At 65.0% G+C, this 21,183-nt stretch carries 21 protein-coding genes and 1 pseudogene; 13 read left to right on the top strand and 9 right to left on the bottom strand.

The genetic code is table 11. The features are described 5' to 3' along the window. The first annotated feature begins 190 nt into the window (after positions 1-190). Positions 191-1,414, top strand: coding sequence for a YihY family inner membrane protein (locus V6M61_RS18230; RefSeq protein WP_332778011.1), 1,224 nt, complete (start codon positions 191-193; stop codon positions 1,412-1,414). A gap of 215 nt (positions 1,415-1,629) precedes the next feature. Here V6M61_RS18230 and V6M61_RS18225 read toward each other — a convergent pair. From V6M61_RS18225 to V6M61_RS18215, 3 genes and pseudogenes are all read right to left on the bottom strand, one after another. Beyond that, positions 1,630-1,767 (bottom strand): annotated as a pseudogene (locus V6M61_RS18225) (Mpo1-like protein); the annotation flags it as partial. Between the two features lie 49 nt (positions 1,768-1,816). Continuing rightward, positions 1,817-2,527 carry a response regulator transcription factor gene (locus V6M61_RS18220; RefSeq protein ID WP_332778010.1) on the bottom strand — a complete coding sequence of 237 codons (711 nt, stop codon included), beginning with the start codon at positions 2,525-2,527 and terminating at the stop codon, positions 1,817-1,819. A gap of 6 nt (positions 2,528-2,533) precedes the next feature. Further along, positions 2,534-4,174: a PAS-domain containing protein gene (locus V6M61_RS18215; RefSeq protein ID WP_332778009.1), complete on the bottom strand. Its 1,641-nt coding sequence runs from the start codon at positions 4,172-4,174 to the stop codon at positions 2,534-2,536. Between the two features lie 158 nt (positions 4,175-4,332). On the opposite strand from V6M61_RS18215, the gene V6M61_RS18210 reads away from it, so the two are divergent. The 7 genes from V6M61_RS18210 to V6M61_RS18180 are packed head-to-tail and all read left to right on the top strand — an operon-like array spanning position 4,333 to position 11,728. Next, entirely contained in the window at positions 4,333-5,988 is a 1,656-nt protein-coding gene (locus tag V6M61_RS18210; protein ID WP_332778008.1) for an acyl-CoA synthetase, read from the top strand. Further along, positions 5,981-6,736 (top strand): ABC transporter ATP-binding protein, encoded by a 756-nt coding sequence (locus V6M61_RS18205; RefSeq protein ID WP_332778007.1) that lies wholly within the window; start codon positions 5,981-5,983, stop codon positions 6,734-6,736. Before V6M61_RS18210 ends, V6M61_RS18205 begins: the two co-directional genes overlap by 8 nt. Continuing rightward, on the top strand, positions 6,733-7,437 hold the full coding sequence (locus tag V6M61_RS18200) for an ABC transporter ATP-binding protein (protein WP_332778006.1): 705 nt from the start codon (positions 6,733-6,735) through the stop codon (positions 7,435-7,437). The genes V6M61_RS18205 and V6M61_RS18200 overlap by 4 nt, the downstream gene beginning before the upstream one ends. A 25-nt stretch (positions 7,438-7,462) precedes the next feature. After that, on the top strand, positions 7,463-8,671 hold the full coding sequence (locus tag V6M61_RS18195; RefSeq protein WP_332778005.1) for an ABC transporter substrate-binding protein: 1,209 nt from the start codon (positions 7,463-7,465) through the stop codon (positions 8,669-8,671). Between the two features lie 9 nt (positions 8,672-8,680). After that, positions 8,681-9,559, top strand: a complete 879-nt coding sequence (locus V6M61_RS18190) for a branched-chain amino acid ABC transporter permease (RefSeq protein ID WP_332778004.1) — start codon at positions 8,681-8,683, stop codon at positions 9,557-9,559. A 52-nt stretch (positions 9,560-9,611) separates the two neighbouring features. Further along, on the top strand, positions 9,612-10,586 hold the full coding sequence (locus tag V6M61_RS18185; RefSeq protein WP_442957808.1) for a branched-chain amino acid ABC transporter permease: 975 nt from the start codon (positions 9,612-9,614) through the stop codon (positions 10,584-10,586). Beyond that, a complete protein-coding gene (locus tag V6M61_RS18180; protein ID WP_332778003.1) occupies positions 10,583-11,728 on the top strand; it encodes an ABC transporter substrate-binding protein in 1,146 nt (381 codons plus the stop codon). Before V6M61_RS18185 ends, V6M61_RS18180 begins: the two co-directional genes overlap by 4 nt. Here the strand turns inward: V6M61_RS18180 and V6M61_RS18175 are convergent, their stop codons facing one another. Further along, a complete protein-coding gene (locus V6M61_RS18175; protein ID WP_332778002.1) occupies positions 11,729-12,082 on the bottom strand; it encodes a DUF962 domain-containing protein in 354 nt (117 codons plus the stop codon). It lies immediately after the preceding gene. Positions 12,083-12,153: 71 nt separating this feature from the next. Between V6M61_RS18175 and V6M61_RS18170 the strand changes: the two genes are divergently transcribed. Continuing rightward, positions 12,154-12,531, top strand: a complete 378-nt coding sequence (locus tag V6M61_RS18170) for a thioredoxin family protein (RefSeq protein WP_332778001.1) — start codon at positions 12,154-12,156, stop codon at positions 12,529-12,531. Between the two features lie 4 nt (positions 12,532-12,535). Here the strand turns inward: V6M61_RS18170 and V6M61_RS18165 are convergent, their stop codons facing one another. Genes V6M61_RS18165 through V6M61_RS18155 form a run of 3 tightly spaced genes read right to left on the bottom strand, consistent with a single transcriptional unit; the run spans position 12,536 to position 15,917 of the window. Continuing rightward, complete coding sequence (locus V6M61_RS18165; protein WP_332778000.1) at positions 12,536-13,813, bottom strand: cytochrome P450; 1,278 nt, start codon at positions 13,811-13,813, stop codon at positions 12,536-12,538. Next, on the bottom strand, positions 13,810-14,616 hold the full coding sequence (locus V6M61_RS18160) for an alpha/beta fold hydrolase (protein WP_332778012.1): 807 nt from the start codon (positions 14,614-14,616) through the stop codon (positions 13,810-13,812). Before V6M61_RS18160 ends, V6M61_RS18165 begins: the two co-directional genes overlap by 4 nt. Next, positions 14,616-15,917: an O-acetylhomoserine aminocarboxypropyltransferase gene (locus V6M61_RS18155; protein WP_332777999.1), complete on the bottom strand. Its 1,302-nt coding sequence runs from the start codon at positions 15,915-15,917 to the stop codon at positions 14,616-14,618. Before V6M61_RS18155 ends, V6M61_RS18160 begins: the two co-directional genes overlap by 1 nt. Before the next feature lie 184 nt (positions 15,918-16,101). Between V6M61_RS18155 and V6M61_RS18150 the strand changes: the two genes are divergently transcribed. Together V6M61_RS18150 and aroC are read left to right on the top strand one after the other, a co-directional pair. After that, positions 16,102-16,557 (top strand): CBS domain-containing protein, encoded by a 456-nt coding sequence (locus tag V6M61_RS18150; RefSeq protein ID WP_332777998.1) that lies wholly within the window; start codon positions 16,102-16,104, stop codon positions 16,555-16,557. 44 nt (positions 16,558-16,601) lie between these two features. After that, entirely contained in the window at positions 16,602-17,708 is a 1,107-nt protein-coding gene (gene aroC, locus V6M61_RS18145; RefSeq protein WP_332777997.1) for a chorismate synthase, read from the top strand. A 71-nt stretch (positions 17,709-17,779) separates the two neighbouring features. On the opposite strand, the gene V6M61_RS18140 is transcribed toward aroC, so the two are convergent. Together V6M61_RS18140 and V6M61_RS18135 are read right to left on the bottom strand one after the other, a co-directional pair. Then, complete coding sequence (locus V6M61_RS18140) at positions 17,780-18,661, bottom strand: DMT family transporter (RefSeq protein WP_332777996.1); 882 nt, start codon at positions 18,659-18,661, stop codon at positions 17,780-17,782. A 164-nt stretch (positions 18,662-18,825) separates the two neighbouring features. Further along, positions 18,826-19,617 (bottom strand): IclR family transcriptional regulator domain-containing protein, encoded by a 792-nt coding sequence (locus V6M61_RS18135; RefSeq protein WP_332777995.1) that lies wholly within the window; start codon positions 19,615-19,617, stop codon positions 18,826-18,828. A 196-nt stretch (positions 19,618-19,813) separates the two neighbouring features. Here V6M61_RS18135 and V6M61_RS18130 point away from each other — a divergent pair, with 196 nt between their 5' ends. Both V6M61_RS18130 and V6M61_RS18125 read left to right on the top strand, forming a co-directional pair. Continuing rightward, the gene (locus tag V6M61_RS18130; RefSeq protein ID WP_332777994.1) at positions 19,814-20,770 is read left to right on the top strand and encodes a shikimate dehydrogenase family protein; all 957 of its coding nucleotides are present in this window, start codon (positions 19,814-19,816) and stop codon (positions 20,768-20,770) included. 34 nt (positions 20,771-20,804) lie between these two features. Further along, positions 20,805-21,183 (top strand): ABC transporter substrate-binding protein (locus tag V6M61_RS18125; RefSeq protein WP_332777993.1); only part of this gene is annotated, 379 nt, incomplete at its 3' end.

Genomic DNA, 21,183 nt, shown 5'->3' with positions numbered 1-21,183 from the left:
TGCAAGGAGGAGCAACGCCGCCAGCACGCGCCAGGGCGGCTCAATCGGGTGCGTAGCGTTGTCACCCCAAAGGTGAACTCGCGCGTGAGCGAATAAGTGTGTGTTCATGTGGTCTTGCCCGCGGAAAATGAGCGGTCAACTGCGGTTTCTAGGTTGAATGGACGGCACTCACTGAGGCATGATACCGGGGATGAAAATCCAGCAGTTTCAGCAGTCTTTGCAGCAGTTGTGGACCGACCTGTCCCATTTCCCGTGGCGCGATACCGCCTTCACCCTGCGCAACCGTTTCCGCGAAGATCAGCTGGGCCTGACGGCCAGCAGCCTGACCTTCACCACGACCCTGGCGCTGGTGCCGTTTTTCACGGTGGCGCTGGCGGTGTTCACCGCCTTTCCCATGTTTGCCAAGGTGCAGGATATTTTGCAGCGCTGGCTGATCGAGAGCCTGGTGCCCGACAGCATTGCGCGCCAGGTGCTGGGCTATCTCACGCAGTTTGCCAGCAAGGCCAGCCGGCTGGGCGCGGTTGGCCTGGCCGTGGTGCTGACCACGGCGCTGGCCTTGATTCTGACCATAGACCGCACGCTCAACCGCATCTGGCGCGTGAGAACCCCCCGGCCGCTGGCCCAGCGGGTGCTGATTTACTGGGCCGCCATCACCCTGGGGCCGCTGCTGCTGGGCGCGAGCCTGCTGCTCACCTCCTATGCGGTCACCGCTTCCAAAGGGGTGGTGGGCTCCCTGCCGGGGGGCGTGCGCTTTTTGCTGGACGTGATCGAGTTCTTTCTGCTGGCGGGTGGTGTGACGGCGCTCTACCACTACGTGCCCAACACGCCGGTGCGCTGGGCTCATGCCTGGGTCGGCGGCCTGTTTGTGGCGGCGGGCATTGAGCTGGCCAAGAAGCTGCTGGCGCTCTACCTCGGCCAGATTCCCACGTATTCGATGGTTTACGGGGCCTTTGCCATCGTGCCGATTCTGCTGGTCTGGATTTATGTGGCCTGGGTGATCGTGCTGCTGGGCGCCGTGATTGCGGCCTACCTGCCCAGCCTGCTGACCGGCGTGGCGCGGCGCGGCGGCGGCCATGGCTGGCAGTTCCAGCTGGCGCTGGAAGTGCTGCAGCAACTGCACCGCACACGGGCGACGGCACGGCGGGGCATGAGTGCACCGCAACTGGTGGAGGCCCTGCAGGTCGAGTCGCTGCAACTGGAGCCGGTGTTTGAAATCCTGGTGGCGCTGGACTGGATAGGGCGGGTCAACGAAGTGGAAGATGAAGAGGAAACCCGCTACATCCTGTTGGCTGACGCCCAGTCCACCGCACTGGAGCCGCTGATGCGCCATTTGCTGCTGCCGCACACCGAGGCCACGGCCCAGCTCTGGAAAACCGCGCCGTTTTCTTCGGTCTACCTGCGCGATGTGCTCTGAGCATGAGTCTCGTGCTGGGGGCCTGGAATGGTCCGGCGGTGCTTGCGCTTATTCCGCAATCCGTAACGAAGGCGACGCCAGCCATGCTGTCATTCTGAGCAACGCGAAGAATCTTGCCAGCATACCGAGATCCTTCGCTGCGCTCAGGATGACAAAGTATGTCGCGCTACTTTCGGACTGCTGAGTAATGCTGGCGCAAAAATCAGTGCTCCCTGTCAGAGCCTGACCTTGCCCATCCAGATGTCCTTGTACATGGCCCAGTCGCCCATGAAGCTGTACAGCGGGCGTTTGAACGAAGCCGGCTTGTTCTTCTCAAAACCGAAGTGACCGAGCCAGGCGAAGGCGAAGCCGCAGAACCCCATGCTAGCCACTTCGTGTGCTGCGCTGCCCCCGAGGGGCAGCTTAGGCTCGCGTTTTCTCCCAATCCACAGCTGCCCCGAACAGGTAGCCCCCGCCATACACCGTGCGGATCAGCTGGGGTGCGTGCGGCTTGGCTTCGAGCTTGGCGCGCAGGCGCGAGACCTTGATGTCCACGCTGCGGTCGAAGGGCGAGAGATCGCTCGTGCCGCACAGGTGTTCGCGCGAGAGCACGCGGTTGGGGTGTGTCACGAACTGCAGCAGCAACTGCGACTCGGCTGCGCTCAGGCGCACGGGCTGGCCAGCCTCGCTCCACAGGCAGTTGGCCTCGGGCTCGAAGCGCCAGCCGGGAAAGCTGGCCACGCGCACGCCGCGGGCCTGCGGTGACTGGCGGCGCGCGATGCTGCGCACGCGGGCGACGAGCTCGCGGCTGTCGAAAGGTTTTGTGAGGTAGTCGTCGGCGCCGAGTTCGAGGCCGAGCACGCGGTCAGACACCGAGTCGCGGCCGGTGAGAACGAGGATGCCACAGCCGTGGCTGGCGCCGATCTGGCGCACCAGCTCCAGGCCGTCGCGGTCAGGCAGGCCCAGGTCGACGATGGCCACTGCGGGCGACTGGGTGCGCAGGCGCCGGGCCAGCGCGGCGGCGGTGTGGAACTCTTCGGTGCGGAACTGGTGCTGCCGCAGGGCGGCGCTCACCAGGCGGGTGATGGAGGGCTCGTCGTCGAGCACGAAGATGAGCGGGTGCGCCGTGTTCATGCGCGTTCAGTGAACAGTGGCCTCGGCCAGAGCCCGCGCGAGGTCGGCGGTGGTGAAGGGCTTGGACAGCACGATGCTGCCCGGCACCTCGTCGCCGCCCCTGTGGTCGTAGCCCGTCATCAGCACGATGCCCAGCGCCGGCCGGGTGCTGCGCGATCGCGCAGCGAGTTCGCGGCCATTGATGCCGCCGGTCATCACCAGGTCGGTCAACACGATGCCGATCTCGCCCACGCCTTCAATCAGGCCCAGCGCCTCTTCGCCATTGCGCGCCTCGATCACGGGGTAGCCCAAGCTGTTGGCCTGGCGGCGCACCACGGCGCGCACGTCGTCGTCGTCTTCCACCACCAGCACCAGGGCGCGCTCGCCGGGGACGGCCGCGCCCGGGCGGTCGCTGTCGTGGGCGGCGAGCTGCGGCTCGGTTTCGGGCAGCAGGATGAAGACCGAGGTGCCGGCGCCCGGCCGGCTCGCGATGCGCACGTCGCCGCACGCGCGCTTGGCAAAGCCGTAGACCATGGACAGGCCCAGCCCGTTGCCCGCGCCGAAGGCTTTGGTGGTGAAGAAGGGCTCGAAGGCGCGGTCGGCGGTGCGTGCGTCCATGCCGGTGCCCCCGTCGTGCACGGCGACTTGCACGTAGCGGCCCGGCGCCAAGGAGCGTTCGCCCGCGCTTGCCTCGTCAAGTGTGAACGGGCCCACCGCGATGCTCAGCTCGCCGCCCGAGGGCATGGCATCGCGCGCGTTGAGGCACAGGTTGAGCAGCGCGCTTTCGAGCTCCGCCGGGTCGGCGATGGCATGGAGTGCCACCTCCGGCAGATCGACGCGCAGGCGGATGTTCTCGGGGATGAAGTGGCGCAGCAGCGTGGCCACGCTGTCTACCGTCTTGTTTACGTCCACGCACACCGGCGCAATTAGCTGCCGCTTGGAAAAGGCTAGCAGCCGCTTGACCAGGTCGACCCCGCGGTGCGCCGCAGCCAGCGCCGGGGCCAGGTGCTCCCCGGCTTCTGGCCGGTCGTGCAACTGTTCGCTCAGCGCGTCGAGGTTGCCGATCACCACCGTGAGCAGGTTGTTGAAATCGTGTGCGACGCCGCCGGTGAGCTGGCCCACTGCTTCCATCTTCTGCGCCTGCGCAAGCAGGGCCTGGGCCTGCACCAGCCGCTCGTTGGTGGCCAGCAGGTCGGCGGTGCGTTCCCGCACGCGCTCTTCCAGCTCCGTGTTTTGTTCCTGCATCATGCGCTCGTAGCCGCGCTGGACGGTGATGTCAGTGTAGATCGTGATGAGGCCCTTGCCGGGCAGCGGCTCGCCACGCACCGCAATGACGCGGCCGTTGGGGCGCACCCGCTCGGTGTAGTGGGGCGTGAAGGCCTGGGCCGCGCGCACCCGCTCGGCGACGAGGTCTTCCACCGCGCCGGGACCGTACTCGCCTCGGGCCGCGTTGTGGCGCATGAAATCCTCGAAGGGCGTGCCCAGTCGCGCGAGATCGGGCGGGAACTCCAGCAAATCGAAGAAGGCCTGGTTCCAGGCCACCAGGCGCAGCTCGCTGTCGAACACCGTCATGCCCTGGTCCAGCAGGTCCAGGCCTGATTGCAGCAGGCCGAAGAAGCGCCAGCGCTCGATGTCCGGGCTGCCGGGGGAGGGGTCGGGACTGCTCATGGTGTTCACGGGATCGATTGGATATTCTAGGCATGGTGCATCGCCGCCGCGAGGGGGCGATACGATTCGCTACATTCGTGCAACGTTTGCGAAAAGATCGGTTTCCAGAATCAGTGCATCGGCCCCCGCGAGGCCATGATCGATTAAGGAGACATCCAGTGTCAAGCCCCTACCGCATCGGGATGGCGCGCAACCGCGCCAACCACGTGCCGCTGTCACCCCTCAGTTTTCTGGAGCGCACCGCGCAGGTCTATCCGCAGCGCGTGTCGGTGGTGCATGGCGAGCGCAGCTTCACCTGGGCGCAAACCTACGAGCGCTGCCGCCGCCTCGCCAGCGCGCTTCGCCGCGCCGGCGTGCAGCCGGGCGACACCGTAGCGGCCCTCTTGCCCAATGTGGCGGCCATGGTGGAGGCGCATTTCGGCGTGCCCATGGCCGGCGCGGTGCTCAACACGCTCAACACCCGTTTGGACGCGCAATCGCTCGCTTTCCAGCTGGACCACGGCGAAGCCCGCGTGCTGTTGACTGACCCCGAGTACGCGCCCACGGTGCGCCAGGCCCTGCGCCTGCAGAAAGGCCGCACGCCGATGGTGGTGGACGTGATGGACCCCGGCGCTTCCTTTACGCAAACGCTCGGCGACATCGGCTACGAATGCTTTCTCGCGCAAGGCGACCCCGCCGAGCCCTGGCAACTGCCCGAAGACGAGTGGGACGCGATCTGCCTGAACTACACCTCGGGCACCACCGGCAACCCCAAGGGCGTGGTTTACCACCACCGCGGTGCCTACCTCAACGCGGTGAGCAACGTGCTGGCCTGGCAGATGCCACAGCATCCGGTCTACCTGTGGACGCTGCCGATGTTTCACTGCAATGGCTGGTGCTTCCCCTGGACGTTGGCGCTGGTCGCAGGCACGCAGGTGTGCCTGCGCAGGGTCGACGCCCAGGCGATCGCGCAGCTGGTGAAGAAGCACCGCGTCACCCACCTGTCGGGTGCGCCCATCGTCTTCAACACGCTGGTCGATGCCTGGACAAAGGAGCCGCCCTCCATCGGCTGGACGCTGCAGGGAACCATCGCCGGCGCCGCGCCGCCGCCTTCGGTCATCGTGGGGGCGGAGCGGCTGGGCATCGCGCTCACGCACGTCTACGGCCTGACCGAGGTGTACGGCCCCGCAGCCGTGTGCGCGCAGCAGACGCATTGGGCGGAACTGCCCGAAGCGGAACGCGCGCGGCTCAACGGCCGCCAGGGCGTGCCATATCCGCTGCAGCAGTCGGTGGCGGTGCTCGACTCCGCGACGATGGAGCCTGTGCCATGGGACGGCGAAACCATGGGCGAGATATTCTTTCGCGGCAATCTGGTGATGCGCGGCTACCTCAAGAACCCCGAGGCCACCGAAGAGGCTTTCGCCGGTGGCTGGTTCCACACGGGCGACCTGGGTGTGACGCAGCCCGACGGCTACATCAAGATCCGGGACCGGTCCAAGGACATCATCATCTCTGGCGGCGAAAACATCTCCTCGGTGGAAGTGGAGGACGTGCTCTACCAGCACCCCGCCGTGCTTGCCGCGGCGGTGGTGGCCAAGCCGGATGCGCGCTGGGGCGAGGTGCCCTGCGCTTTCGTGGAGTTGAAGCAAGGCATGGACACAAGCGAGGCCGAGCTGGTGGACTGGTGCCGCGACAACCTGGCGCACTACAAGGCCCCCCGGCAAGTAATCGTCGGGCCGCTGCCGAAGACGTCGACGGGAAAAATACAAAAGTTCGTGTTGCGCGAGCAGGTGTGCTCGTCCTCGGCCATCGTCAGAGGGGACTGCGATGAATGAAGGCATTCTTCTCGAAACGCGCGGCCTTACCCGCGAGTTCAAGGGCTTCACGGCCGTCCAGGGCGTGGACCTCAAGGTGCGCAGCGGCGCGGTCCATGCGCTGATCGGCCCCAATGGGGCGGGCAAGACCACGGTTTTCAACCTGCTCACCAAGTTCCTGCCGGTCTCGGCCGGGACCATTCACTACAAGGGCGAGGACATCACCGCCGAACCGCCGGCGAAAACCGCGCGGCGGGGTGTCGTGCGCTCGTTCCAGATCTCCGCGACCTTTCCCCACCTTACCGTGCTGGAAAACGTGCGCATCGCGCTGCAGTCGCGCTGGGGCCATTCCTACGCCTTCTGGCGCAACGAGCGCTGCCTCGACGAATTGAACCTGCGCGCGCTGGAGCTGCTGGATTCGGTGGGCCTCGCGGACCTGGCCTGGACCCTCGCCGTGGAACTCCCCTATGGCCGCAAGCGCGCGCTGGAACTCGCCACCACGCTGGCGCTGGAGCCCGAGCTGATGCTGCTCGACGAACCCACCCAGGGCATGGGCCACGAGGACGTGGCCCGCATCGTGGAGTTGATCCGCAAGGTCTCCGCCGGACGCACCATTCTGATGGTGGAGCACAACCTCTCGGTGGTGGCCAACCTGTGTGACACCATCACGGTCTTGCAGCGCGGCAGCATTCTGGCCGAAGGCGATTACGCCACGGTGGCGAACGACTCGCGCGTCCGAGAAGCCTACATGGGTACGGAGGCCGCATGAGCGACGTTCTATTGGACATCCGAGACCTCCACGCCTGGTATGGGGAGTCGCACGTGCTGCACGGCGTGAACCTCGAGGTTAGGCGCGGTGAGCTGGTAACGCTGCTGGGACGCAACGGCTCGGGCCGCACCAGCACGCTCAAGGCCATCCTCGGTTTGACCGACCGCAAAACCGGCAGCGTTCACTTCGACGCTGGCGATGTCACCCGGCTGGCGCCGCATCAGATCGCGCGCCGCGGCATCGGTTACTGCCCCGAGGAACGCGGCATCTATGCGAGCCTGACTACCGAGGAAAACCTATTGTTGCCGCCGCAGGTGCTGCCGGGTGGCATGACGGTCGGGGAAATCTATGAGATGTTCCCCAACCTGAAGGAGAGGCGCCACAGCCCGGGAACGCGCTTGTCGGGTGGCGAACAGCAAATGCTTGCACTAGCTCGCATCCTGCGTACCGGCGCGCATTTGCTGCTCTTGGACGAAATCACCGAAGGCCTCGCGCCGGTGATTGTCCAAGCCCTTGCTGTGGCTTTGCGGCAGCTCAAGAAACGCGGCTACACCATCGTGCTGGTGGAGCAGAACTTCCGCTTCGCCGCTCCGCTGGCCGACCGTCACTACGTGCTGGAGCACGGCCGTGTGGTCCTCACCCTCAACCAGGCCGAGCTGGCCGACCGCAGTGCCATGCTGCACGAGCTGCTGGGCGTTTGATTTTTTCACCCAAGGAGACAACGAAATGAACTTCAAAAAACTTGCGCTAGCGATGGCCGTGGCGGCCGCGATGGCGGTCCCTGTACAGGCCCAGGTATCCGACAACTTGGTACGCATAGGCGTTCTCACCGACTTGTCCGGGCTGTACTCTGACCTCACCGGCCAGGGCGCAGTGCTGGCTACCCAGATGGCGATCGACGATTTCACGGCGCGCGAGAAGCCGGCCTTCAAGGTGGAGCTGGTTGCGGCCGACCACCAGAACAAGGGCGACGTGGCGGCCAACAAGGCGCGCGAATGGTTCGAGCAGGGCAAGGTCGATGTCGCCACCGAACTGGTGACCACCTCGGTCGCACTGGCGGTGCAGAAGATCGCCAAGGAAAAGAACCGCCTGGTACTGGTGTCCGGCGCCGCTTCGACGCGGGTCACCAACGAGGACTGTAACGACGTCACGGTGCACTGGACCTACGACACCTACGCGGTCGCAAACGGTACCGCCAAGGCCGTGGTCAAACAAGGTGGCAAGAGTTGGTTCTTCGTCACCGCCGACTACGCCTTCGGCCATTCGCTGGAGAAAGACGCGTCAGACGTCGTCAAGGCCAACGGCGGAACAGTGGCTGGTGCGGTGCGCCATCCTTTCCCGGGCTCGGATTTTTCCTCGTTCCTTCTGCGTGCCCAGTCCTCGGGCGCCCAGGTGATCGGCTTGGCCAACGCCGGCGGCGACATGATCAACTCGATCAAGCAGGCTGCGGAGTTCGGCATCACGCAGAAGCAATCGCTGGCGGGGCTGTTGATGTTCATCATGGACATCCACTCTCTGGGCTTGCAAACCACCCAGAACATGTACCTCACCGAGGGCTTCTACTGGGACCTGAACGACGAGACGCGGGCCTGGTCGCGGCGCTTCTTCGACAAGCACAAGCGCATGCCCACCATGATCCAGGCCGGCCAGTACTCCTCGGTCATGCACTACCTGAAAGCAGTGAAGGCATCGGGGACCGATGACACGCAAAAGGTGATGGCTCAGATGAAGAAGACGCCAGTCAACGATTTCTTCGCGAAGAACGGAATCATCCGCGACGACGGCCGCATGGTGCATGACATGTACCTGCTGCAAGTGAAGAAGCCCGCCGAGTCCAAGGCACCCTGGGACTACTACCACGTGCGAGCGACCATTCCCGGGGCCGAGGCCTTTCAGCCGCTGGCGGCCTCGAAGTGCGCACTGGTGAAGAAGTGAGCGCCAGCCATGGAAGGCATCTCGTCGCAGGCCCTCTTCGCGCAGCTGCTGCTGGGGCTGATCAACGGTTCGTTCTACGCGCTGCTGAGCCTGGGGCTGGCCGTGATCTTCGGCCTGCTCAACATCATCAACTTCGCGCATGGAGCGCTCTATATGGTGGGCGCGTTTGCTGCGCTGCTGGGGCTGAAGTGGTTCGGGTTGAACTACTGGCTGGCCTTGCTGGCGGCTCCGCTGCTGGTGGGACTCCTGGGCGTGGCGCTGGAGCGCACCATGCTGCGGCGTCTGTACCGCCTCGACCACCTCTACGGTCTCTTGCTCACCTTCGGCCTGGCGCTGATGGGCGAAGGGGTGTTCCGCTACTTCTTCGGCATCTCGGGCGAGTCCTATCCCGTGCCCGACCAGCTGCAAGGCGGACTGAACCTGGGCTTCATGTTCCTGCCGCTGTACCGCGGCTGGGTGGTGCTGGCCTCGGCGCTGGTGTGCGCGGCGGCCTGGTACCTGGTCGAGCGCACCTCGCTGGGCGCGAGGCTGCGCGCCAGCACCGAGCGGCCCGAGCTGACCCAGGCCCTGGGCATCAACGTGCCGGTGCTGGTGACCACGACCTATGGCGTGGGCGTGGCGCTGGCGGCCTTCGCGGGCGTGCTGGCTGCGCCCATCGTGCAGGTCAACCCTGTGATGGGCTCCAACCTGATCATCGTGGTGTTCGCCGTGGTGGTGATCGGTGGCATGGGCTCGATTCTGGGCTCCATCGTCACCGGCCTGGGTTTGGGGCTGGTGGAGGGATTGGCCAAGGTGGTGTACCCGGAGGCTTCGGCGGTGGTGATCTTTCTGATCATGGCTGTGGTGCTGCTGGTGCGGCCGGCGGGGCTGTTTGGCAAGCAGACGTGAAAGGAATTCGACTATGAATGGATTGGCCACTACCCGGCGCGACGGAGCGGGCTTGACCGGCCTGCCGCGTTTGCCTCGGCTTGCCGCTCTGCGCCCGGCCGCCGGCTGGTTGCTGCTGATCGCGTTGGGCATCGCCGCGCCCTTCGTGCTGTACCCGACCTTCCTGATGAAGGTGCTGTGCTTCGCGCTCTTCGCCACCGGTTTCAACCTGTTGCTCGGCTTCGCGGGGTTGCTGTCCTTCGGCCATGCGGCCTTCTTCGGCGGGGCCGCCTATGTGTGCGCGGCGCTGTGTACGCGCTTCGGGCTGCCGCCCGAGCTGGGCATCGCGGCCGGGGCGCTTGCGGCCGCCGGCCTGGGCGCGCTTGTGGGGCTGCTCGCAATCCGGCGCACGGGCATCTACTTCGCGATGATCACGCTGGCGCTGGCGCAACTGGTGTTCTTTCTCGCGCTGCAACTGCCGGTGACCGGCGGCGAGGATGGGCTGCAGGGCGTGCCGCGCGGCAAGCTGCTGGGTCTGATCGACCTGTCGAACAACCTGGCGATGTACTTCTTCGTGCTCGCCGTGTTCTGCGCCGGCTTCTGGCTGGTGTACCGTGCCATCCACTCGCCCTTCGGCCAGGTGCTCAAAGCGATTCGCGAGAATGAGCCGCGCGCCATCTCGCTAGGCTATGACGTGGCGCGCTACAAGCTGCTGGCCTTCGTGCTCTCGGCCTTCATCGCGGGGCTGGCGGGGGCGCTGAAGACGCTGGTGTTCCAGCTGGCATCGCTGACCGACGTGCACTGGCACATGTCGGGCGAGGTGGTGTTGATGACGCTGCTGGGCGGGCTGGGCACGGTGTTCGGGCCCGCGGTGGGCGCGCTCACCATCGTGTCGCTGGAGAACGAACTGGCCGACAAGGTGGGGCCTTGGGTGACGGTGATCATGGGGGCGATGTTCGTGGTGTGCGTGCTGCTGTTTCGCCGGGGCATCGTGGGCGAGCTGCAGGCCTTGCTGGCGCGGCGCGGTGCGAAGAAGACACTCTCATGAAGCGCAGAACGCTTCTCGTCGGACACCTGGGGGTGGCAGGCCTGGCCACCTTCCACATCCCGGCGCAGGCCGAGCCCGGTGTGGGCGAGCGCACGCTGCTGCTCGGGCAGTCGACCGTGCTCTCGGGCGCCTTTCGTGAACTGGGGCATGAGTACCGTGGCGGTGCGCTGCTGTGGTTCAAGCACCTCAATGGGCAGGGCGGGGTGCATGGGCGGCAGATCGAGCTGCGCTCGATCGACGATGGCTACGACCCCGAGCGCGCGGTGGCGAACACGCGCAAGCTGCTGGAAGAAGACGGCGTGTTCGCTTTCTTCGGGCAGTTCGGCACCGGCATCACGCGCGCCACCCTGCCGCTGACGACTGCGGTGGGCGTGCCGCTGTTCGCGCCCTATACCGGCGCGGATGCGCTGCGCGACAACGCGAACCGCTATCTGTTCCATCTGCGCGCCACTTACGGGCAGGAGACGTGGCAGATTGTCGACCACCTGATGACGACTGGCGTGCGGCGCATCGCGGTGGTCCACCAAGCCGACGGTTTCGGCCAGTCGGGCTTGGAGGGCGCACGCAAGGCACTGCGCCACCACGGTCTGGAGCCGGCAGTCACCGGCGAAATGCGCATCACCCCCACGGTGGAAGTCGAACGCGCGGTCACGGCCATCAGCGCGGCGCGGCCGCAGGCGGTGATCATGATCACCTCGGGCAAAGGGGCGGTGGCCTTCATTCGGCGGTGTCGCGACTCAGGGGTGTCCACCCAGTTCTACGGCATGTCGGTGGTGAGCAGCCGCGAACTGGCGGCCGACCTGGGCACGGCTTCGCGCGGTGTGGTGATCAGCCAGGTCGTTCCTTCGCCGTGGCGTACGCTGGCGCCGGTCGCGCTCGAATACCAGCGCATCGGCGCGCGGCAGGACGGCTTCGCGCCGGGTTACGGCTCGTTCGAAGGATTCATCGCGGCCAAGGTGTTCACCGAGGGGCTGCGGCGCGCCGGCCCGGCGCTGACGCGCGAGAAGCTGGTGTCGGCGCTGGAGACCCTGAAGGATTTCGACATCGGTGGTCTGCGCATCAACTACGGGGCGGGGCGGCGGGAGGGATCGAGTTTTGTGGAGCTGTCGATGCTGAGTCTCAACGGCGAATTTGTCCGATGACTAGAACGCGACCCTTCCCATCCAGATATCCTTGTACATGGCCCAGTCGCCCATGAAGCTGTACAGCGGGCGTTTGAACGAAGCCGGCTTGTTCTTCTCAAAACCGAAGTGACCGAGCCAGGCAAAACCGTAGCCGCACAGCAGGCCATAGACGAGGAACATTGGGTTGCCGGTGTAGGCCAGCATCGCCAGGCAAACCAGGGACAAGGTGGAGCCCACAAAGTGCAGGCGGCGGCAACTGCGGTTGCTGTGCTCGGTGAGGTAGAACGGGTAAAACTCGCCAAAGCTTTTGAAGGTCCGGGGATCCACGGGTTCGGTCGGGGGCGGGGCTGCCGTGGAGGGGGTGGTGGTCATGGCGGGTCTCCGGTCTGTGTTTTATGCTGCAATGGTAGAGAGCTTGCCTGAAAACTGCACCTATCACACCCATGCCTGATCCCCTGAAAACCCGCCATTCAACGACCTCCCCGACGCGCTGGGTGGTCTGCCTGTGCGCCGAATGGTGCGGCACCTGCCGCGATTACCGTGCCGTGTTCGAGCAGGCGATGCTCGACCATCCGGACATGCGCTTTGTCTGGCTGGATATCGAGGACCAGGCGGACCTGGTCGGGGAGGTGGACGTGGAAACCTTTCCCACGCTGCTGATCGCGGATGACCAGGCCATCCGGTTTGCCGGGCCGCTGATGCCGCACCCGGGGACCCTGTCGCGCCTGCTGGACTCCTTGCCCGCCACCGGCCCTGCGGTGAGCAGCGCGGACCCGGCCTTCAAAGGCTTGCTGCAGACCCTGCAGCGCAGCAGCCCCTAGCCGGTCATTCCACGGTAAACGGGGCCTTCAGGAAGCCCCTGAAACGGGCCCGCCCACCGCGTGTGGGGCTGGCAGTCAGCTGGTAGTGGGGGAAGCGCTGCAAAAACCGTCCAATCGCAATGCGGCCTTCGAGTCGGGCCAGGCTCAGCCCGGCGCACTGGTGAATGCCAAAGCCGAAGGCGAGGTTGCGGTTGTCCTGGCGCGTCAGGTCCAGCATATCCGGCTGCTCAAATTGCGCCGGGTCGCGGTTGGCGGCGCCAATGCACAAGGTGATCAGGCTGCCGGCGGGCAAGTCAACATCCCCAATCCGCACCGCCTTGACGGCCCGGCGGTTGCCCAGCTGGTTGGACGACTCAAAGCGCAGAAATTCATCAATCGCAAGTGCCAAATCGGCCTCCAGCCCTTTATTTTCATGCGCAAGCAGCTGCGTTTTTGATAGCAAATAGTGCTTTGCCTCGGGCCATTCCTGCAGCGCCACCAGGGCATTGCCGATCAGGTTGGTGGTGGTTTCATGGCCGGCGTTGAGGATGAACACGCAGTTTTGCAGCAGCTCGACTGCGCTGAGCTGCTCGCCCGCCTGCTCGCCCTGGATCAGCCGCGTCAGCACATCGTGCTCGGGGTCGCCCGGGTGTTGGCGCCGCTCGGCCACCAGCGTTTGCAGGTAGGCGGTGAACTCGCTGACGCTGCGGTTGCCCAGCGCCTCCTGCTCGGGCGTGAGCCTGGGCTCCAGTGCGCCCAGAATCGCGAGCGACCAGTCGCGCAAGGGGCCGCGGTCGGCATGCGGCACACCCAGCAGGTTGCCGATGATTTCCACGGGAATGGCCGAGGCGAAGTCTTCGATCAGGTCGCCGCCGCCTTGGGCCGCCATGCCATCGAGCAGGCTGTCCACCAGCGTGATCAGGCCCGGTTCCATCTCGGCAATCGCGCGGCGCGTGAGCGCGCCCATGAGAGACAAGCGCACCCGCGTGTGCAGCGGCGGGTCGTTGAACACCAGGCTGGTCGTGTGATGCTCAAACAGGGCAGAGTCCGTTCCATACTTGGGCGCGAACTCGACCTTCTTGTCCGAACTGAAAGTCTGCGCGTCGCGGTAGACCGCCACCAGATCGGCGTAGCGCGTCAGGAAGAAGCTGCCGTCGGACATGCGTTTGACGGGCTCGTTCTCGCGCAGCGCCGCATAGACCGGGTAGGGGTTGGCGTAGAAGTCGGCGGGCAGGGCGCGCAGGTCGAACGATGCGGCAATGTCCTGCGCCCGCTGGCGCGACATGGCCGGCGTGATGCTCATGGCTTGAGGAATTCCTTGAGCGCGAACAGCACGCCGTCGGGCGCCTCGGTCATCATCTGATGGCCGGCATCGAGCGTGACCACCTGGCCCTGCCGGGCTTTGCCGATCAGCGCTTGCGCGGCCTTGGGCGGTGCCATCTGGTCATTGCGGCCCAGGATGAAGAGCGTGGCGCACTGCACCTGTTCCATGCGGGCCTCACCGCCCTGGTAGTCATCACAGGCCTTGAAGCCGGTGTAAAACAGGTTGACGCGCGGGTTGCTGGCCAGCACGCGCCGCATCAGGGCCCGGGAGCTGCCGTACAGCCAGGTGCCGGGGCCCAGGGCCGAGGGCGGCGGCGCCAGCATGGAGTGCGAGAACACGTTGACCATGTCGATGGCCTTCATCGGCTGGTGAACCGAGCTGTCTAGCAGGGCGGGTGACACCCTCATGGGGAAGGCCGTGCCCACCATCACCAGCTGGCTCACGCGCTCGGGCGCGCGGGCCGCCGCTTCCACCGCAATCAGCGAGCCCAGGCTGTGGCCTACCAGGGCCGCCTTGCTCACTCCCGCGGCATCGAGCAGCGCCAGGATGAACTGCGCGGCCTGCTCCACCGTTGGGGGCGGCTCGCCCGCGCTTTTGCAATGGCCCGGCAGGTCTGGCGCCAGCACATTCCAGCCATGGTTGGCGACGTAGCGGGTCTGCAGAATCCAGACGCTGTGGTCGTTGAGCACGCCGTGGATGAAGACGGCCGTGGGCTTGGCGGCATCGAAAGGCTTGCCGCCGGTGTAGCAGTAGGTGGGGTGGCCGTTGACGATCAACTCCATCATGCACCCGCCTTTTCTGCCGCTTTGAGGGCGCGCTTCAAATCGTCAATCAAGTCGTCCGGGTCCTCCAGCCCGATTGACAGGCGTATCGTGCCCTGCGTGATGCCGGCGCCCGCCAGCGCCTCATCGCTCATGCGAAAGTGGGTGGTGCTGGCCGGGTGAATCACCAGCGAACGGCAGTCGCCCACATTGGCCAGGTGGCTGAAGACCTTGAGTGTCTCGATGAGCTTCTTGCCCTGTTCGCGCTTGCCCTTCATGTCGAAACTGAACACCGAGCCGGCGCCGCGCGGCAACAGCTTTTGCGCCAGCGCATGGCTGGGGTGGGATTCGAGCAGCGGGTGGCCGACGCGTGCCACCAAGGGATGGCTGGCGAGGAATTCCACCACCTTGTGCGTATTGGCCATGTGGCGCGCCATGCGCAGCGGCAAGGTTTCGATGCCCTGCAGAATCAGCCAGGCAGTGTGCGGGCTCATGCAGGCACCAAAGTCGCGCAGGCCCTCACGGCGTGCACGCAGCAAAAAGGCGCCGACCGTGCTTTCCTCGCTGAACACCATGTTGTGAAAGCCGTCGTAAGGGGTGGTCAATTCGGGGAATTTGCCGGATTTCTCCCAGTCAAAGCTGCCGCCATCGACCACGATGCCGCCGATCACCGTGCCGTGGCCCGAAAGGAATTTGGTGGCCGAGTGGTAGACCAGGTCGGCGCCATGGTCCAGCGGCTTGATCAGCCAGGGCGAGGTCAGGGTGGAGTCCACCAGCAGCGGCACGCCCGCTTCGTGGGCGATGCCAGACACCGTGGGGATGTCCAGCACCTCCAGGCCGGGGTTACCCACTGTTTCACCAAAAAACAATTTGGTGTTGGGCTGCACGGCGGCGCGCCAGCCGGCTATGTCGCCGGGTTTGACGAAGGTGGTCGCTATGCCGAAGCGGCGCATCGTGTAGTGCAGCAGATTCTGCGAGCCGCCATACAGGGCGGTGCTGGCCACGATGTGCGAACCCGCGCCCATCAGGGTGGCAATGGAGAGGTGCAAGGCCGCCTGGCCGCTGGCGGTGGCAATCGCGCCAATGCCGCCTTCCAGCGCCGAGACGCGCTGCTCCAGCACGGCATTGGTCGGGTTGCTGATGCGCGAATACACATGGCCCGCGCGCTCCAGGTTGAACAGGCTGGCCGCATGGTCACTGGACTCGAACACGAAGGAGGTGGTCAGGTGGATGGGCACGGCGCGTGCGCCGGTGGCCGGGTCGGGCGCGGCGCCGGCGTGCAGCGCGAGGGTGTCAAAGCCGGGGTCTGAGTAGCCGGGCATGGCGTCTCCAGTGAGGATGGGTGAATGTGGAGGGAAGAAAGAGGGGGAGGAGAAAGGAGAAAGGAGAAAGTTACGAAATCCCCCTGACGGGATGGCTGGAAATTTGATTGTGGGCTATATTTGAACCGAATTTCCTCAGCAGTTATATCCGGGGAACAACTGACCATTTACCGAGGAGAAAGCCATGAAAGTCCTTGATATCCTGCGCGTCAAAGGCAATACGCTGTACACCGCCCACCCCGATGAGCCACTGGCCAGTGCCGTCCAGACCATGGCGGACAAGGACATTGGTTCGCTGGTGGTCATGGAGCACGGCGACTTGGTGGGCATGCTGACGTTTCGCGAAGTCATCGCGTGCCTGGTCAAAAACGGTGGGGCGGTCGGCAGCATGCTGGTGCGCAGCACCATGGACGATCACCCGCTGACCTGCACCTCCGAGACCGAACTCGACGAGGTGCGCCGCATGATGCTGGACCGCCATGCCCGCTACATGCCGGTGATGAACCAGAAAATGCTGATGGGCGTGATCAGCTTCTACGATGTGGCCAAAGCGGTGGTGGACAGCCAGAACTTCGAGAACAAGATGCTCAAGGCCTACATCCGCGACTGGCCGGGCGAGGACGAGGCCAAGGACGGTTAACAGGCCCTGATCGTCGCGGCCCGGGCTCTGGGATAATCAGGGCCATGAGCGGCAATACTTTCGGAAACCTCTTCGCAGTCACCAATTTTGGTGAATCCCACGGCCCGGCCATTGGCTGCGTGATTGATGGCTGCCCGCCGGGCATGGCCTTGAGCGAAGCCGACATCCAGATTGACCTGGACCGCCGCCGTCCTGGCACCAGCCGCCACGTGACCCAGCGCAACGAGCCCGATGCGGTTGAAATCCTGTCGGGCGTGTACGAGGGCAAGACCACCGGAACACCAATTTGCCTGCTGATCAAGAACACCGACCAGCGCAGCAAGGACTACAGCAATATTGTCGAGACCTTTCGGCCCGGACACGCCGACTACACCTACCTGCACAAGTACGGCCTGCGCGATCCGCGCGGCGGCGGGCGTTCGTCGGCGCGGCTGACCGCGCCCATGGTCGCGGCCGGCGCGGTGGCCAAGAAGTGGCTCAAGCAGAAGTACGGCACCGAGTTTCGCGGCTGCATGGCGCAGATCGGCGATGTCGTCATCCCGTTCGAGAGCTGGGACCATGTGCCGAACAACCCCTTCTTTGCACCCATTGCCGACGTCTCGCACCTTGAAAGCTACATGGACAGCCTGCGCAAGGCCGGCGACTCCTGCGGCGCGCGCATCCGCGTGACGGCGACCGGCGTTCCCGTGGGCCTGGGCGAGCCGCTGTTCGACAAGCTCGACTCGGACATCGCCTACGCCATGATGGGCATCAATGCGGTCAAGGGCGTGGAGATCGGCGCCGGCTTTGCCAGCGTCACGCAGCGCGGCACCACCCATGGCGACGCGCTGTCGCCGCAGGGTTTCAAGTCCAACAACGCGGGCGGCGTACTCGGCGGCATCAGCACCGGGCAGGATCTGGAGGTGTCGATTGCGATCAAGCCGACCAGCTCCATCATCACGCCGCGCGAGTCGATTGACGTGACCGGCCAGCCCGCCGAGGTCGTCACCAAAGGCCGCCATGACCCCTGCGTGGGCATACGCGCCACCCCGATTGCCGAAGCCATGCTGGCGCTGGTGGTCATGGAGCACGCCCTGCGGCAGCGCGCGCAGTGTGCCGACGTGGTGGTCAGCACGCCCAACATCGCCCGCATCGCCACCGGGCAGCCCTGAAGAAGCAGAGTTGGGCGGCCTTTTAGGTGCCAATCATGGCTTGGTCGGCGTCTATTGGGCGTTGTAAGCTATCAATTTGATAGTTGATGCCTGAAGGGGTTGAAGCCGGTGACCAGGGCCGTGGCCGCCAGTATCAGCAGGCAACCGGGCAGCATGGCCAGCGTGACGGTTTCGCCCAGAAACAGCGCGCCCCAGGTCACGCCAAACAGCGGAATCATGAAGGCCGAAGAGGTCGCGGCGCTGGCCGCAATCTCGCGCATCAGCCGCATGCTGACCCAGTACATGAAGCCGGAAGTCACGATGCCCAGCATCGCCACGGCCATCAGGGCGCCAGGGGTCGGGTGGGCTGCGGGCGCTGCGAGGCCGGCCGGAATCACCAGCATGAGCGTCGCGGCCACATGCACCGCGGCTGACGCCGGCAGGGCTTCGTGCGCCAGCGTGGCGCGCCGCATGAAAATCGCACCAAAGCCATAGCAGCCTGCCGCCGCCACGCAGGCCAGGGCGGCCAGCACCACCTGCGGCGTGACGGTCACCGGGCCGAGCTGCACCAGCAGGGCAACGCCGGCAAAACCAAGGGCACAGCCCAGCAGGCGGCGGCCCGTGAGCCGCTCCTCACGCACGGCCGCGGCGCCCAGCACGCCAAACAGGGGTGCCGTGGCGTTGAGCACGGCGGAGTAGCCCGCAGGAATTATCAGCGCGGCCCAGTTGTAAAGCACAAAGGGCGCCACGGCCGTGGCAAGCGCCAGCAGCGTGAGACCGGGCCAGGCTTGGCGCTTGGGCCAGCGGCCGCGCAGCCCATGCAGCAGCGTGACCAAGACCACGGCCGCCAGCACGCAGCGCAGCCCGGCCACCAACCAGGGCCCCAAGGCCGGGCTGGCAATGCGAAGAAGGGGAAATGAAGCGCCCCACAGGGCAGACAAGGCGATGAGCTGGAGAAAGTGTCGGGTGTGCATGTCGGGTGCAGCGATTGTCGGGGATTCGCGCAAAAGCTGCAGGCGGCTCGCTTGGCCTGCCCGAAAGTATCAGCTGAATTGACCGCTAGCCCAATAGATGCGGGCGCGAGCAGCTATTAAATCAATAGCGAGCAATAACGCATGAGCGGCGTTTTCCGCCGCCTTCAAATCAGGTTGCGCATGGCCTGCGCGGTCTCGCGCATCACCGGCAGCACACGCGCCAGCGCATCCTCGCTGGGTTCATGCCCCATCGGCATGGTCACGCTGAGTGCGCCCGCCACATCGCCGTGCCGGTCGCGCAGCGGCACCGCAATGCCCCGGTAATTGAGTTCCAGCTGCTGCTCCGATATGGACCAGCCCTGGGCGCGCACGCGCGCCAGCTCAATGCGCAGCCGGTCCTTGCTGGCAATGGTGTGGGAGGTGTAGGCCTTGAGTTCGTGGTTCACGAGCCAGTTTTCAATCCACTGCGGATCCCGCAGCGCCAGCATCAAAAGCCCTGCGGCGGTGACCTGCGCCTGCACCCGCGCGCCCAGCACATAGCCGGTGTTCATGGTGCGGTTGGGCCCGTTGCGCGCGATGTACACAATGTCGTCGCCGTCCATCACGCTGACGTAAGCAGTCTCCTGGGTCCCGGCGGTCACGCGCTGCAAAAACGGCTGCACGATGCGCGGCAGGCGGGCGGACTCCAGGTAGGACTGGCCCAGCCGCAGCACGCGCGGCGTCAGCCAGAACAGCTTGCCGTCGGTGGCGACATAGCCCAGGTGACCGAGCGTGAGCAGGTAGCGGCGGGCGGCGGTGCGCGTCATGCCGCAGCGCACGCCGGCCTGGCTGGCTGTCAGGCGCGGGTTGGCATCGTCAAACGCTTCAATGATGGACAGGCCTTTCTCAAGGCCGGCAATCCAGTCGCGCTTGTCGAGTGCGGGTGGGTTGAGGGGGGACGGGCTGGGCGTGGTCATGCGCTAAGTATTGAGGCGATGATTCTTGGCATGAATCTAGGTGAAACCCTTGTTAAGTTCGATTATCGATCATTTTTGATCGATAATCGCTCAAAACTTGATTTTTAGAGTTTTAAATGCCAGGCTTAGCCACTAAAGTTCTTTCCAGATTACGTGTTTTTAACGATGATCGAACAATCAAGGGTTTGGCGCTGACATGCTTTCCACCATTCAAGGTAGCACCGATGTTTATCTGATTCCGGGTGATCCGGTAGAGCAGGTGCGTGCGCCCGAGGTGTTCAACCTGATCTTCAGGACCTTGGGCATCAATGCGGTGCTGGTGCCGGTGCATGTCTCGCCCGGCGATATTGAAGCCTTTGTCAAGACCGCGTTTCTGGCCAAAAACATCAAGGGCATGTTTCTGGCCATTCCCCACAAATCACTGGTGATGGGCCTGCTGGCCCATTGCAATGCGTTCGGCCGTGCGGCGGGCGCCGTCAACGGCATTCGCCGCAACCCGAACGGCGAGCTGGAAGGCGGCCTGTTTGACGGTGAGGGCTTCGTCGCGTCCCTCGATTATTTCGACGTGGCCTATGCCGGCAAGCGGGTGCTGATCCTGGGCGCCGGGGGTGGCGCTTCTGCCATTGGCGCTTCCCTGGCGCTGGCGGGGCAAAAGGCGCCGGCCGACATTGCCTTTTACGACCCGGCGCCCGGCAAGGCCCAGAGCGTGGCGCAGCGTCTTGCCGCTGCCGCGCCGGTTCCCGTCCGGGTGGTTGGCAGCAGTGACCCGGCAGGGTTTGACCTGGTCGTCAATGCCTCGCCGCTGGGCCTGAAGCTGGACGACCCTTTGCCCTGCGACGTGTCCCGCCTGGAGCCTCATGCCGCGGTGATGGACATCCTGATGAAAAACCAGCCCACGCCCTTGCTGAAAGCCGTGCGTGCACGCCAGCGGGTGGCGCAGCCGGGCTTTGAGATGCTGATCCAGCAGGCGCCCGATTACCTGGACTTCTTTGGCTATCGGCAAGCCGCCGACGCCGTGAGGCGCGATGCGACGTTTATCCGTGAACATCTGTACCCCGCCGGGATGGCCGGCGAGATCCGGCGCATTCCCCAAACTGCCAGTGCCAGCGTTTCAATCCCGGGAGTCGGGGAATCACGACTCGTTCATTCCTAGACCCTAGTATTTTTAACCCTTAGAGGAGACACCCATGAAAAAGCGATTTGCTCTTAAATTGATAGCTGCTTGCGCAATAACTGTGAGCGCTAGCACCGGTTTTGCACAGGACGTGATCAAGATCGCCAACATCGTCGAGCTGTCCGGCGGCGGCGCCACGGCCGGCACCAACTTCAAGAACGGGGTTGAGCTGGCCGTGAAGGAAATCAACAGCGCCGGCGGCATTCTGGGTAAAAAAATCCAGACCGTCACCACCGACACCCAGAGTAACCCGGGCGTGGCCAAGGGCCTGACGCAAAAAGCCATTGACGACGGCGTATTTGCCATCTTCGGCCCGGTGTTCTCCGGCTCCATCATGGTCAGCATGGCCGAATCGCGCCGCGCCGAAGTGCCCAACTTCACCGGGGGCGAGG

This window comes from Polaromonas sp. (assembly GCF_036676035.1).
In the GTDB taxonomy this organism is placed as follows: domain Bacteria; phylum Pseudomonadota; class Gammaproteobacteria; order Burkholderiales; family Burkholderiaceae_C; genus Polaromonas.
The sequence above is the reverse complement of the archived record's forward strand: the minus strand, read 5'-3'. Positions and strand labels throughout refer to the sequence as shown.